We start from the raw sequence: 12,908 nt of genomic DNA, 5'->3' as shown, positions 1-12,908 counted from the left end.
GCGGGAGGAAATCCGGACGAGGAATTAGCCGTCCAGGTGGCGGATCCTTCCCGTGGATTGCCCGCGCGGCAAGGGAGGAGACATGTCGGAAGTATCTCCCCAGCTGATCGACCGGCTGTTGGCGATCTCGCGGGCGCTGGCCGGACACATCGATCCAGGCTCGGCGTTCCGGGCGACGGCGATCGAGATCGGCACGCTCATTCCGCACGACCATATCGATCTGGCGGTGCTGGCGGTCGATGGGCGCATGCACGCCTGCTATGAGGCCGGATTCCACACCAGCTGGAGCGAGCTGGCGCAGCATCCGGTGGCGGGCAGCCCGATCCGGCGCGTGCTGTGGGGCGAGACGCCCTACCTCCTGTCCGACAACGCGCTGGTCGACGACCGCTTCCATTTCGAGGGAGCGTTCGACGAACCGATCTTCGCCGCCAAGCTGCGCAGCCGCATCATCGTGCCGCTCCGGGCGCGCGGCGGCGTCATCGGCGCGCTCAACATCAGCCGCCACGAGGCCGGCTGCTACACGCAGGCCGACGTGGCGGTGGCCCAGCAATGCGCCGACCTGATCGCGCCCTATATCTTCGCGCTGATCCAGACCGAGGAGGCGCGCCGCGCCATGCTGGCCGAAAGCGAGGCGCGCAACCGGGCGGAGCTGCTGAGGGTCGGCGCCTCGCAACTGACCGAGGGCATGGAGCGCGAGCGCCGCCGCATGGCCATGGACCTGCACGACCAGACGCTTGGCGACCTCGCCCGCATCGCGCGCCAGGTGTCGGCGTTCCGCAGCCGGGGTATGGCGCGGGCGGCGCAGCTTGCCGATCTCGAGCAGGAGGTCGCGGGCTGCCTGGCGGAACTGCGCCATATCGTCGACGACATGCGGCCGAGCGTGCTCGAGCTGTTCGGCCTGCGCGACGCCGTCGAGGCGCATCTCAACCGCAGCGTCGCAAGGGCCAAGCCGCCGATCGCGGTGCGCATAGCCGACAGCAGCGACGGCAGCGCCGACACCATGCCGGAAACGCTGCGCACGGCGCTCTACCGGATCGTGCAGGAAGCAATCAACAACGCCGTGCGCCATGCCGGACCAAGCCGCATCGAGGTGCAGCTGGCATCGACAGCGACGACATTCAGCGTGGCCGTGAGCGATGACGGGGCCGGTTGCGGCGTGGTCGATCCCGGCGCGCAGGGCGGCATCGGCCACATGCACACGCGGGCGGCGCTGGTCGGGGCGCGGCTGCGCTTCGAGCCGGCGAGCCGCAAGGGCGGCACGCGGGTCGTCATCGAGATCGACCGCGAGGCGCCGAAGCCCGGGCAAACGGCGGCGACTGAACGGGCGGTGGCGGAGGCATTGTGATGCTGGTCATGATTGCGGAGAATGACGGCCTGCACCGCGGTTTCGCGCGGCGAACGGTCGAGCAATTGTGGCCCGGCGATGTCGAGGTGATCGAGGCCGCCGACGGCGAGAACGCCATCAGCCTTGCCGCGTCGCACGAGCCGCCGCATGTCGTGCTCGACCTCCAACTGCCGAAGGCCACCGGCATCGAGGTGGCGCGCGCCATCTGGAGCCGCCGCGCCGGCACACATATCCTGTTCTGGTCGAACTTCGCCGACGAAGCCTATGTGCGCGGCGTCGCACGCATCGTGCCGCCGGGATCGGTCTATGGCTATGTGCTGAAATCGGCGACCGAAGAGGGCATGCGCTCGGCGCTGCGCGGTGTCTTCAGCGAAGGCCACTGCATCATCGACCGCGAGATCCGCGGCATCCAGCACCGCGTCCAGGACCGGTTCGAGGGCATCACCGACGGCGAGTATGAAAGCCTGATCGACATCGCGCTCGGCCTGACGGACCGGGCGATCGCGGCGCGGCGCGGCCTGTCGATTCGCGGCGCGCAAAGCCGCATCAAGCATGTCTACGACAAGCTCGGCATCGCGCCGCCGGAGGAGGGCGCCGGCGAGGCGTCGGTCTTCAATTCGCGCACGCGGGCAATCTATCTCGCCCTTGCGCGCGGCCTGATCAACGTCGACGCGTTGCGCCGCGAGCAGGACCAGTTGGATGCCTGGCTGGCGCAAGTGCCGCTGCACGAATAGCCCAGCGCCGGCACGCCGACCGCCGCGACTGTGCAAACACACAGTCGGCGTTGCGCATTGACCTGTATCGCAGGACCCTGACCCCGAATACGCTCCCGACCAAGAACAAGAATATCGGGAGGGTAGCCCATGCCGTTCGTCAGCATCCGGATACTCGAAGGCCATTCGCAAACACGCAAGAACGAGATCTCGCGACGCGTCACCGAAGCGATCAGCGAGATCGCCGAATTGCCCAAGGAAGCCATTTGGGTGGTGATCGAGGACGTGCCGGGCAGCGACTGGTTCGTCGGCGGCAAGCCGGTGCGCGAGCCAAAGGCTCCGTAATGTCGATGCCCGCGCGCGCCCGTCACTCCGGCTTTGATGACGTCGTCGGCAATGCTGCGATGGAGCGGCTCGCCACCGGCTATGGTTTCCTCGAGGGGCCGGTGTGGCATCCTTACGAGAAATGGCTCGTCTTTTCCGACATTCCGGGAAACCGTATATATCGGCGCGGCGCTTCGGGCGAGATCGAATTGTTCCGCGATCCCAGCCAGATGGCCAATGGCAACACGCTCGACCGGCAAGGACGCCTGGTGACCTGCGAGCATGCGACCAGCCGTGTCACCCGCGCCGAACCGAACGGCGCGACGACGGTCCTTGCCGCTCACTACCAGAACGTGCAGCTCAACAGTCCCAATGACATCGTCGTTGCTACCGGCGGATCGATCTATTTCACCGATCCCACCTACGGCCGGCTGGAATTCTACGGCGTGCCGCGGCCGCAGGAGCTGGCGTTCCAGGGCGTCTACCGGATCGACGGCGACGGCGCGCGGCTGACGCTGCTCGCCGACGATTTCGCGCAGCCGAACGGGTTGTGTTTTTCGCTCGACGAGTCGAGGCTGTTCGTCAACGATACCGCACGCGGCCACATCCGCGTGTTCGGCGTGGAAGCGAATGGCGACCTCAATGGCGGCGCGGTGTGGGCGGTTACCGAGGGCCACATGCCAGGCGCGCCGGACGGCATGAAGATCGACAGCCGCGGCAATCTCTATTGCACGGGGCCAGGCGGCATTCATGTCTTCGACGCCTCCGGCGATCTGCTCGGCGTCATTGCGACGCCGGAAGATTGTGCCAATTTCACCTTCGGCGACGAGGATCTGCGGGGCCTTTACATCGCCGCGTCGACGTCGCTTTACCGGCTGAGGGTGCGCGTGCCGGGATTGAGGCTGTTTTGAGCGGGAGCGCTCAGATCGGATGGAAGTGAAGCCGGCCCGCAAGGGCCGATGGAAGTGCAGCTGTCAAAACATCTGGGAGGACTATGACATGAAGAAACTACTGGTCTTGAGCGCCCTTGCAGCCATGCTTGCCTCGGGCACCGCGCTTGCCGATACGAGCGGCAAGAAGATCGCCTTCTCCAACAACTACGCCGGCAATTCGTGGCGCCAGGCGATGCTCGACAGCTACGGCATCGTCACCAAGAAGGCCGTCGAGGACAAGGTGGTCGCGGCTGCCGATGTCTTCACCACTGCCGACAAGGAGGTGCCGACCCAGGCGGCGCAGGTGCAGAACCTGATCCTGCAGGGCTATGACGCCATCGTCATTAACGCCGCCTCGCCGGATGCGCTCAACGGCGCCATCAAGCAGGCCTGCGACGCCGGCATCGTCGTCGTCTCCTTCGACGGCATCGTCACCGAGCCCTGTGCCTATCGCGTCGTCGTCGACTTCAAGGACATGGGCAAGCAGGAAGTCGAGCAGATGGCCAAGTTCCAGCCCAAGGGCGGCAACCTGCTCGAAATCCGCGGCCTGGCCGGAACTTCGATCGACGAAGCCATCCATGCCGGCATCCTCGAGGGCGTGGCTGCGCATCCAGAGTTCAAGATCGTCGGCTCGGTGACCGGAGACTGGGACCAGACCACGGCGCAGAAGGCGGTGGCGACCATCCTGCCGTCGCTGCCGGATGTGGTCGGCGTCGTCGACCAGGGCGGTGACGGCTATGGCGCGGCGCAAGCATTCGCTGCCGCCGGCAAACCACGCCCGACCATCATCATGGGCAACCGTCAGGACGAGCTGAAGTGGTGGAAGGAGCAGAAGGAGAAGGACGGATACACGACCTGGTCGGCCTCGATCGCGCCAGGCGTGTCGACGCTCGCCTTCTGGGTGGCGCAGCAGGTGCTCGACGGTCGCAAGGACATCCCGCACGACTTGCTGGTGCCGTATCTCGCCTTCACTCAGGACGATTTCGAGGCCGCGTTGCCGAAGATCAAGGAGGGTGGCGTCGCCACGCACGAATACACGCAGGAAGAAGCCATCGCGGCCATCAAGGCCAATATCAAGCAATAGGGCATGATCCCGAACCGAAGGTCAGCGTAGCAAAAAGTGTGAGCGGTTTTCGGAAAAGATCATGCTCCAGCAAGCGATAAAGTGGGATGACGATTCGAAGAAGGGTCATGCCACTTTGCCGACGTTGCCAGGCGCATCGCCAACCGGATATCGTTGAGGATGCTCCAGGCTATCGCAGACATCGTCAGACTGGACGGCGCCGAAAAACATTTCGGCGCCGTTCGGGCCCTTAATGGCGTCGACTTCCATGTCGGCGCCGGCGAGTGCGTCGGGCTAGTCGGGCATAACGGCGCCGGCAAGTCGACGCTGATGCATATGGTGGCGGGCACGCTGCGGCCGGACGGCGGGCAGATCGCCGTGCGCGGCAATCAGGAAGCGAGCTATTCCGTGGCGCGCGCGCTCGAGCTCGGCATACGCTGCGTCTTCCAGGAGCTGTCGCTCTGCCCCAACCTCAGCGTTGCCGAGAATACCCGCATCAACCATCCCTCGCTCCGCGGCTTCGGCTGGCGCCGCAAGGCGGCGGATCTCATCGCCGCCAAGCTCGACGAGATCTTTCCCGACCACGGCATTTCCGCTTCCGACATTGCCGGTGACCTATCGATTGGCAGGCGGCAGATGGTCGAGGTGGCGCGCGCCTTCACGCTGACGCGCGAGCCGCTGCAGCTGGTCATCCTCGACGAACCGACCTCGTCGCTCGATGCGCATACGGCTGGCCAATTGCTCGCCTTCGTGCGCCGCTTCGTCGAGGCCGGCGGCAGCTGCATCCTGATCTCGCATGTGCTGGGCGAAGTGCTGCAGAATGCCGACCGCATCGTGGTGATGCGCGACGGCAAGGTGGTGGCCGCGGACGCCGCAACCGCGTTCGACCGCGACAGGTTGGTCGCTGCCATGGGCGGCGCCGAAGCCCATCAAAGGACCGCTTCCGAGACGCGGAAGGTCACGGCCGGGCCGCTAAGGGTGCGCGCCCGGCCGGCACGGCAGCAGGACAGCAATGAGCTTCTCGCCCGTGCCGGCGAGATCATCGGGCTCGCGGGTCTTGCCGGCCACGGCCAGACGGACCTGCTGCTCGCGATCTTCGCCGCAGCCTCTCGCGCCAAGGCCGGCATCGAGGTGACCGCGCCGGTGGCGCTGGTGGCCGGCGACCGCCAATCCGACGGCATATTTGCGCAGTGGTCGATCGCGCAGAACATCGGCATCCGCTCGCTTGCGCGTCTGCGCAGCGGCTTCCTGATCGCACCAGACCGCGAGGCGGAACTGGCCGAGTTCTGGAAGAAGAAGATCGGCATCCGTACGCCGGACCTGAACAACAACATCTATTCGCTGTCGGGCGGCAACCAGCAGAAAGCGCTGTTTGCCCGCGCGCTCGGCTCCGATGCCGAGATCGTGCTGATGGACGACCCGATGCGCGGTGTCGATGTCGGCACGAAGCTCGAAGTCTATGACCTCGTGCGCGAGGAGGCCGCCAAGGGCAGAACTTTCCTCTGGTACACCACCGAAACCGAGGAGCTCGACAATTGCGATCACGTCTATGTCTTCAAGAACGGCCGGATCGTCGCCAATCTCGGGCGCGACGAACTGACCGAGGAGAAGATCATCCAGTCCTCCTTCGGCGACGCGGCCTGAGATGACGGCGATCGCTCCCGGCACGCTTCCAAGATCGTCCTCGCGCGGCAGCGCCGCCAAAGCGCGCATGCTGCGCAGCCTTTTGCCGGCATTGTCGCTGGCTCTGGTGCTGCTTGCGATCGCCTGGTTGAACCCGCGCGCCATCTCCTATTTCGGCTTCAACCTGATGCTCAATCTGGCGATCCCGATCGCCCTGGCGACGATCGCGCAGATGTTCGTCATCGCCGGCAATGAGCTCGATCTGTCGATCGGCACGTTCGTCGGCTTCGTCGGCTGCGTCACCGCGACATGGCTGAAGGACGCGCCGCTCTTCGGCATCGCAGTGCTGCTCGGATCCGTCGGCGTCTATGCGCTGCTCGGCGCGCTGATCCATCTGCGCAACCTGCCATCGATCGTGGTGACGCTCGGCATGAGCTTTGTCTGGCAGGGGCTTGCCATCCTCATCCTGCCGAAGCCCGGCGGCAAGGCGCCCGACTGGCTGCTGTCGATCATGGCGTTGAAGCCGCCTTACGTCCCCTTCCCCATCCTTGCCGCGCTGTTGATTGCCGTCGTCGTGCATTTCGGCCTGATGCGCACCGCCTATGGCGTCATCCTGCGCGGCTCCGGGGGCAACGCCGCGGCGCTCAGGCGCGCCGGCTGGTCGCTGCTCCGGACCAAGATCGTGCTGTTTGCGATGACCGGCCTGTTCGGTGTGCTGTCGGGCCTGGCGCTGATCGGCATCACCACCTCGGCGGATGCCAATATCGGCAACGGCTACACGCTGCTTTCGATCGCCGGAGTCATTCTCGGCGGCGGCGAGTTCGTCGGCGGCCGGGTGTCGCCGATCGGCGCCATCATCGGCGCGCTGACGCTGGCGCTGGCCGCATCGCCGCTGTTGACCTTCATGCACATTCCGCCCGACTGGCAGGTCGCCGCCAACGGCGCGATCCTGATCATCGTGCTGGCGGCGCGGGTCCTGATCAGCCGCAGGGAGAGGTGAGAGATGGCCTCGCTGCGGATGCTGCTCGAAAAACCCTGGCTCTGGTCCTTCGTCGGCGCCTTTCTTGTATGGGCGGCGACCGTTGCCTTCACCGGCGGCTATGGCGCCGGCGGCATGGTCACGGCCGCGCTCTCGCTTGCCGTCTTCACCGTCATCGTCGGCGTCGGCCAGATGTTCGTCATCACGCTGGGGCCGGGCAATGTCGACCTATCGCTGCCGGCCAATATCGGGCTGGCCAGCGCCGTGGCTATGAAGGTCATGGGCGGCAGCGATTCCATGATCGTGGTCGGCCTGCTCGCCGCACTTCTGTGCGGGGCTGCAATCGGCGCCGTCAACTATCTGCTGATCTGGGCGCTGCGCATCCCGCCGATCATCGCGACGCTGTCGGCAAGCTTCATCATCCAGTCGGTCGACATCAGCTACGGCCGCGGCCTGCAGATCAAGCCGCCGCCAGGCTTTGCCGATTTCACCAACTGGCAGGTCCTCGGCATCCCGGTGCTGGCGATGCTGACGGTGCTCTTCACCATCGGCGCCGCGCTGGCGCTGCAGCGCATGATCTATGGCCGCTCGGTGCTGGCAATCGGGCAGAACATCCGCGCCGCCTGGCTGGCCGGCGTCAATGTCGGCCGCATCCGCTTCCTCACCTATACGCTGTGCGGCGCGCTCGGCGGCATCGACGGCGCACTACTTGCCGGCTATTTCCGCGGCGCCAATGTCGATATCGGCAACGAATACCTGCTTGCCTCGATCGCGGTCGTGGTCATCGGCGGCACCTCGGTCGCAGGCGGCAAGGCCAACGTGCCCGGCGTGTGGGGCGCCGGCCTGTTCCTGGTGCTATTGCTCACCATGCTCAACACGTTCGGCGTCAGCGCCGGCGTGCGGCTGGTGCTGACGGGGCTGATCATCGTCGGGGTGATCACGGCCGCGGGTGGCGAGAAGGCGGTGCGCTGAGGCGCGTCGGGCTGAGGATTCAGCCGACGCGCTTTAAGCTTTAGGACAGCTCCGCCCGAGCCTGCTCACATTCCCGTCAGGTCGCTCATCAGGCCCGAAGCCACCGACAGCCGCGACACAGTGATTTCGCCGCCCTCGGTCAGGGCCTGCAGCCGCTCGCGGATGCGCGCGACCCGCTCACCGCCGGCCTCCAGCCAGGCCGCGACCGGATCGGCCGCATTGGCGTGAGCGGTGAGCGCCGCGACCGCGATGCCGCGCCTTGCGGCGCCGATCGTGTCGGTCGCGCGCGACAGCGCGAGCTGATCGTAATAGTCGGGCGGCATGATCGAGCGCGCCGCCTCCTCGACGCGCGGGATGCGGAAGGCGTCACTGACACCAAAGAATGCCTTGGCGGCACCGATGATATCGGCGTTGGCCATGCGCGCGGTAAGCGCGATGTCGGGGATCAGTTCCCCTACCTCGGCCAGAGCCAGCTTCTCGGCCAGTTTCTCCGGCGCGCCGCCCTTGAACAGGCCATGGCGCCGCGCCTCGGCCCGCTCGCGCGAGAAGGCGGGCAGCAGCGACACCAGCTTCGGCTCCAGCGCTTTGCGCGCGTCCTGCAGCTCGGCGATGCGTTGACCGAGCGGCGCCGAGCCTGCGTCGTTCTTCAGGTACCAGCCGCTGGTCATGAAGATCAGCCGGCTGACCAATTGATAAAGATCGAGCTGGGTCTGGCCGTCGATCTGGTTGTCGATGGCGTCGATCTCCTGATAGAGCGAGGGCAGGGCGAAGCCGTCGCGCACCACCGCGAAGGTGCGCACGACGTCGGCCGCCGTGCGGCCCGTGGCCTCCTGCAGCCGGTTGACGAAGGACGGCCCTCCGCGGTTGACGAGGTCGTTGGCGACGACGCGCGCGATGATCTCGCGCCGCAGCCGGTGCTCCCGTATTTCGCCGGCGAATTTCTTTGCCATGCGTTCCGGGAAATAGCCCATCAGGTCGCGATCGAAATGGGGATCGTCCGGCACGTCGCTGGCAACGATGTCGGAGAACAGGACGATCTTGGCATAGGCGAGCAGCACGCCGAGTTCGGCTCTCGTCAGCGGCTCGCCGCGCGCCTCGCGCTCGGCAAGGGCGGCCGGCGAGGGCAACGTCTCGACCGCGCGGTCGAGTAGGCCGCGCGCTTCCAGTGCCGTCATGAACCGGGCCTGGTGCGCGATGTCGGCCAGCCCGCGTTTGCGCGCCATCGAGAGCGCCAGCGTCTGCTGGTAGTTGTTGGACAGCACCAGCCCGCTCACCTCGTCGGTCATCTCGGCGAGCAGCTTGTTGCGGGCCGGCCTCGCCAGCGAGCCTTTGCGCATCGCCGAAGCCAGCGCGATCTTGATGTTGACCTCGACGTCGGAGCAGTTGACGCCAGCCGAATTGTCGATGGCGTCGGAGTTGCAGCGGCCGCCATTCATGCCGAATTCGATGCGCGCCCGCTGCGTGACGCCGAGATTGGCGCCCTCGCCGATGACCTTGGCGCGCACGTCGAGCGCAGTGACGCGAATGGCGTCGTTGGCGCGGTCGCCGACATCGGCATTGGCTTCGCCGGAGGCCCTGACATAGGTGCCGATGCCGCCGAACCACAACAGGTCGGCCGGCGCCTTGAGGATGGCATTCATGATCTCGACCGGCGTTGCCGTCGTCTTGCCAAGTCCGATTGCCGTGGCGGCCGCCTGAGGCAGGGTGATCGACTTCTGGTTACGCGAGACGATGACACCGCCTTCCGACAGTTTCGATTTGTCATAGTCCTGCCAGGACGAGCGCGGCAGCGCAAACATGCGCTGGCGCTCGGCGAGCGAGGCCGCGACGTCCGGATCCGGATCGATGAAGATGTCGCGATGGTCGAAGGCGGCGATCAGCCGGGTCTGCGGCGACAGCAGCATGCCGTTGCCGAACACATCGCCCGACATGTCGCCGACGCCGACGACGCTGAAGGGCGTGGTCTGGATGTCGCGGTTCATCTCGCGGAAATGCCGCTTGACCGCTTCCCAGGCGCCCTTGGCGGTGATGCCCATCTTCTTGTGGTCGTAGCCGGCCGAGCCGCCGCTGGCGAAAGCGTCGTCCAGCCAGAAGCCGTGCTTCTCGGAAATGGCGTTGGCGGTGTCGGAGAAGGTCGCCGTGCCCTTGTCGGCGGCGACGACGAAATACGGGTCGTCCTGGTCGCGCCGCACCACGCCGGCCGGGGGAATGACGCCGTCGACGCCGATATTGTCGGTGATCGAGAGCAGGCTGGAGACGAAGTTCTTGTAGGCCGAGGTGCCGGCCTCGAAGATGGCGTCGCGGCTGCCGCCGACCGGCAGCCGCTTCGGATAGAAGCCGCCCTTGGCGCCGACGGGCACGATGACCGCGTTCTTGACCTGCTGCGCCTTGACCAGGCCCAGCACCTCGGTGCGGTAGTCCTGGGCACGGTCCGACCAGCGCAGGCCGCCGCGCGCGACCGGGCCGAAGCGCAGATGCACGCCTTCGACCTCTGAGCCGTAGACGAAGATCTCGCGCCATGGCCGGGGAGCCGGCAGTCCGTCGATCGCCTGCGAGTTCAGCTTGATCGCCAGCGACTGCCCCTTTTCCTTTGTATCGGCAACGAAATGATTGGTGCGCAGCGAGGCTTCGATCAGGTTGAGGTAGCGGCGGATGATGGTGTCGTCATCGATGTTGGGCACCTCTTCCAGCGCGTCCTTGATCTTCGCCTTGAGGTGCTTGGCGGCGACGTCGCCTTCGGCTTCGGCCGTCGGCCCAAGACGCGCGACGAACAACTGGTGCAGGCCGCGCGCGATCTCCGGGTAGCGGTTGAGCGCGGCGGCGATGAAATCCTGGCTCTGCGGTATGCCTGCCTGCTGCAGGTAGCGGCCATAGGCCCGCAGGATGGTGATCTCGCCCGACCACAGGCCGGCGGTCTGGGCCAACCCGTTATAGCCGTCATTGTCGACGTCGCCGCGCCAGACCGACAGGAATGCGTCCGCGAACAGGCCGCCGCCATCGGTTAGGTCGATCGGCCTGCCGTAGCTGTTCTCAAGCTCCATGTCGTGGATGAAGACCGTGTCGGAGGCCTCGCCGCCAACCTCGAAGGTGCGCTCGCTGATGACACGGAAGCCGATGTTTTCCAGCACCGGCACACGCCGGGAGAGCGCCACCGGGCTGCCATAGTGGTAGATCTTCAGCGCCGCCTGATGCGGCTTCTGGTCGGTGCGGCGGTAATAGTCGATGGCAATCTGGTTTTCCGGATCGATCTTGGCGATGCGCCTGGCATCGGCCAGCGCCACCGACGCCGAGAAGGTATCGCGGTAGCTTTCCGGGAAACGCGCCGCGATGCTTTTCAATGCCGGGTCGCTGCCGGCTGCTTCGGCCGCCTCGGAAAGCGCGTCTTCCCAGGTGCGCACGATATCGCGGATCGCCGCCTCGACGGTGGCAGGGTCGACCTTGGGCGTCTTGCCGCCGGACCGGCCGATGATGAAGTGCACGCGCGCCAGCGCGCCCTCGGGAAATGCCGGATAGTAAGCCGATAGCCGGCCCTCGAACACGGTCTTGAGATAGGCGCCGATCTTTTCGCGCACGACGCTGTCGTAGCGGTCGCGCGGCACGAAGACGATGACGGAGACGAAGCGGTCGAACTGGTCGACACGCATCAGCGCCCTGACGCGCGGTCGCTCGATCAGTCCGAGGATGGCGCTGGCGTGCTTCCTCAGGATCGGTATCGGAACCTGGAAGAACTCGTCGCGGGGATAGCTTTCGAGCGTATTGATCAGCGCCTTGCCGGAGTGGTCCTGCGGATCGAAGCCCGACTTGGCTATGATCGTTTCGGCCTTGGAGCGCAGATAGGGGATCTTCATCACCGAGCGCGTGTAGGCGGTCGAGGTGAACAGGCCGACGATCCGCAGCTCGCCGGCGAGTGCCCCCTTGGGGGTGTAGGTCTTGACGCCGATGTAATCGAGATAGATGCGGCGATGCACCGAGGATTTGGCATTCGCCTTGGTGACGATCAGCGCTTCCGGCCCATGCAGGAAGGCACGGATCTCCGGCGTCGTCGTCACCGCCTCTGTGCCGCGCCTGAGCACCAGCACGTCCGGATCGCAGAGGATGCCGAGGCCGGGCTTGTCGGCGCGCTCCAGCGTGCCGCTCTCCTCGCCGCCGACATATTTGAATTCGCGCATGCCGAGGAAGGTGAAATTGTCGTCGCGCAGCCATTCCAGGAAGGCGATGGCCTCGGCGACGCTCTTCTTGTCGAGAGGAACGGCCGAATAGCGGAATTCGGAGATGGCCTGGTCGAGCCGGGCCAGCATCGGCTTCCAGTCGACGACCGCGGCGCGCACTTGGTCGAGAATCTTGCGCAGCCGCTCGGCGAGCCCCTTCGCCTGTTCCGCCGTCAATCGCGGAATGTGGACGTGAACGACACTCAGCCTGTCGTGATCGTCGTCCTCCTTGGCGCTGTCGGCCAGGATCTGCACGACGCCGGTCTTGTCGTGCCGCACGGTGACGATCGGATGTGTCACCAGGGTCGGTTCGCCGGCGGTCTCGGCGATCTCGCCAAGGATCGAATCGAACAGGAACGGCATGTTGTCGTTGACGACGGTGATGACGGTCACCGGCCGTCCGGCGCAGGAAACGCCCGACTCGGCATCGACGGCGACGACGCTCTCGCCTTTGCGATGGCGGGCAACCGCCCGGCCCGCCAGTTCGGCGGCGCGTTCCAGGTCTGCCACATCATAGGCGGCGATGTCTTCGGCCGGTGCGCGGGCCAGCAGATAGTTGGCAAGCCCTTCGGGTTTCTCGTCTGCTTTCGCGGCGGCGGCAACCTTCTTCTTCGGCTTGGATTTCACGCTGGCCATGATGCTTAATTCCCTCCCGTCATATGCTTTTGCGGCTATGGTAGCAGATGACCGCCGTTTGGCGACAAAGGTTTGACGGCGTAGCAAGAAAAATGACGCTCGGCCTCGAGCCG

At 65.9% G+C, this 12,908-nt stretch carries 9 protein-coding genes; 8 read left to right on the top strand and 1 reads right to left on the bottom strand.

Going from position 1 to position 12,908, the window contains the following annotated elements; all coding sequences use genetic code 11:
* Positions 1 to 82 precede the first annotated feature (82 nt).
* From EN818_RS19500 to EN818_RS19465, 8 genes are all read left to right on the top strand, one after another.
* Complete coding sequence (locus tag EN818_RS19500; RefSeq protein ID WP_095804816.1) at positions 83 to 1,345, top strand: GAF domain-containing sensor histidine kinase; 1,263 nt, start codon at positions 83 to 85, stop codon at positions 1,343 to 1,345.
* Complete coding sequence (locus EN818_RS19495; protein WP_095804815.1) at positions 1,345 to 2,079, top strand: response regulator transcription factor; 735 nt, start codon at positions 1,345 to 1,347, stop codon at positions 2,077 to 2,079. The genes EN818_RS19500 and EN818_RS19495 overlap by 1 nt, the downstream gene beginning before the upstream one ends.
* 129 nt (positions 2,080 to 2,208) lie before the next feature.
* Positions 2,209 to 2,403 (top strand): 4-oxalocrotonate tautomerase family protein, encoded by a 195-nt coding sequence (locus tag EN818_RS19490; RefSeq protein WP_095804814.1) that lies wholly within the window; start codon positions 2,209 to 2,211, stop codon positions 2,401 to 2,403.
* Positions 2,403 to 3,293, top strand: a complete 891-nt coding sequence (locus EN818_RS19485) for an SMP-30/gluconolactonase/LRE family protein (protein ID WP_095804813.1) — start codon at positions 2,403 to 2,405, stop codon at positions 3,291 to 3,293. The genes EN818_RS19490 and EN818_RS19485 overlap by 1 nt, the downstream gene beginning before the upstream one ends.
* Before the next feature lie 88 nt (positions 3,294 to 3,381).
* Entirely contained in the window at positions 3,382 to 4,398 is a 1,017-nt protein-coding gene (locus tag EN818_RS19480; RefSeq protein WP_095804971.1) for an ABC transporter substrate-binding protein, read from the top strand.
* A 159-nt stretch (positions 4,399 to 4,557) separates the two neighbouring features.
* The gene (locus EN818_RS19475) at positions 4,558 to 6,021 is read left to right on the top strand and encodes a sugar ABC transporter ATP-binding protein (protein ID WP_095804812.1); all 1,464 of its coding nucleotides are present in this window, start codon (positions 4,558 to 4,560) and stop codon (positions 6,019 to 6,021) included.
* A 1-nt stretch (position 6,022) separates the two neighbouring features.
* Complete coding sequence (locus tag EN818_RS19470) at positions 6,023 to 7,000, top strand: ABC transporter permease (protein WP_095804811.1); 978 nt, start codon at positions 6,023 to 6,025, stop codon at positions 6,998 to 7,000.
* A gap of 3 nt (positions 7,001 to 7,003) precedes the next feature.
* The gene (locus tag EN818_RS19465; protein ID WP_095804810.1) at positions 7,004 to 7,951 is read left to right on the top strand and encodes an ABC transporter permease; all 948 of its coding nucleotides are present in this window, start codon (positions 7,004 to 7,006) and stop codon (positions 7,949 to 7,951) included.
* A gap of 65 nt (positions 7,952 to 8,016) precedes the next feature.
* On the opposite strand, the gene EN818_RS19460 is transcribed toward EN818_RS19465, so the two are convergent.
* Positions 8,017 to 12,795, bottom strand: a complete 4,779-nt coding sequence (locus EN818_RS19460; protein WP_095804809.1) for an NAD-glutamate dehydrogenase — start codon at positions 12,793 to 12,795, stop codon at positions 8,017 to 8,019.
* Positions 12,796 to 12,908: the final 113 nt, after the last annotated feature.

Origin of the sequence: Mesorhizobium sp. M3A.F.Ca.ET.175.01.1.1, from assembly GCF_004791945.1 — a bacterium.
GTDB lineage: Bacteria > Pseudomonadota > Alphaproteobacteria > Rhizobiales > Rhizobiaceae > Mesorhizobium.
The sequence above is the reverse complement of the archived record's forward strand: the minus strand, read 5'-3'. Positions and strand labels throughout refer to the sequence as shown.

Excerpts from the sequence above, each read along its gene's own strand:
- EN818_RS19500 (WP_095804816.1), top strand. The coding sequence starts at position 83 with ATGTCGGAAGTATCTCCCCAGCTGATCGACCGGCTGTTGGCGATCTCG.
- EN818_RS19495 (WP_095804815.1), top strand. The coding sequence starts at position 1,345 with ATGCTGGTCATGATTGCGGAGAATGACGGCCTGCACCGCGGTTTCGCG.
- EN818_RS19490 (WP_095804814.1), top strand. The coding sequence starts at position 2,209 with ATGCCGTTCGTCAGCATCCGGATACTCGAAGGCCATTCGCAAACACGC.
- EN818_RS19485 (WP_095804813.1), top strand. The coding sequence starts at position 2,403 with ATGTCGATGCCCGCGCGCGCCCGTCACTCCGGCTTTGATGACGTCGTC.
- EN818_RS19480 (WP_095804971.1), top strand. The coding sequence starts at position 3,382 with ATGAAGAAACTACTGGTCTTGAGCGCCCTTGCAGCCATGCTTGCCTCG.
- EN818_RS19475 (WP_095804812.1), top strand. The coding sequence starts at position 4,558 with ATGCTCCAGGCTATCGCAGACATCGTCAGACTGGACGGCGCCGAAAAA.
- EN818_RS19470 (WP_095804811.1), top strand. The coding sequence starts at position 6,023 with ATGACGGCGATCGCTCCCGGCACGCTTCCAAGATCGTCCTCGCGCGGC.
- EN818_RS19465 (WP_095804810.1), top strand. The coding sequence starts at position 7,004 with ATGGCCTCGCTGCGGATGCTGCTCGAAAAACCCTGGCTCTGGTCCTTC.
- EN818_RS19460 (WP_095804809.1), bottom strand. The coding sequence starts at position 12,795 with ATGGCCAGCGTGAAATCCAAGCCGAAGAAGAAGGTTGCCGCCGCCGCG.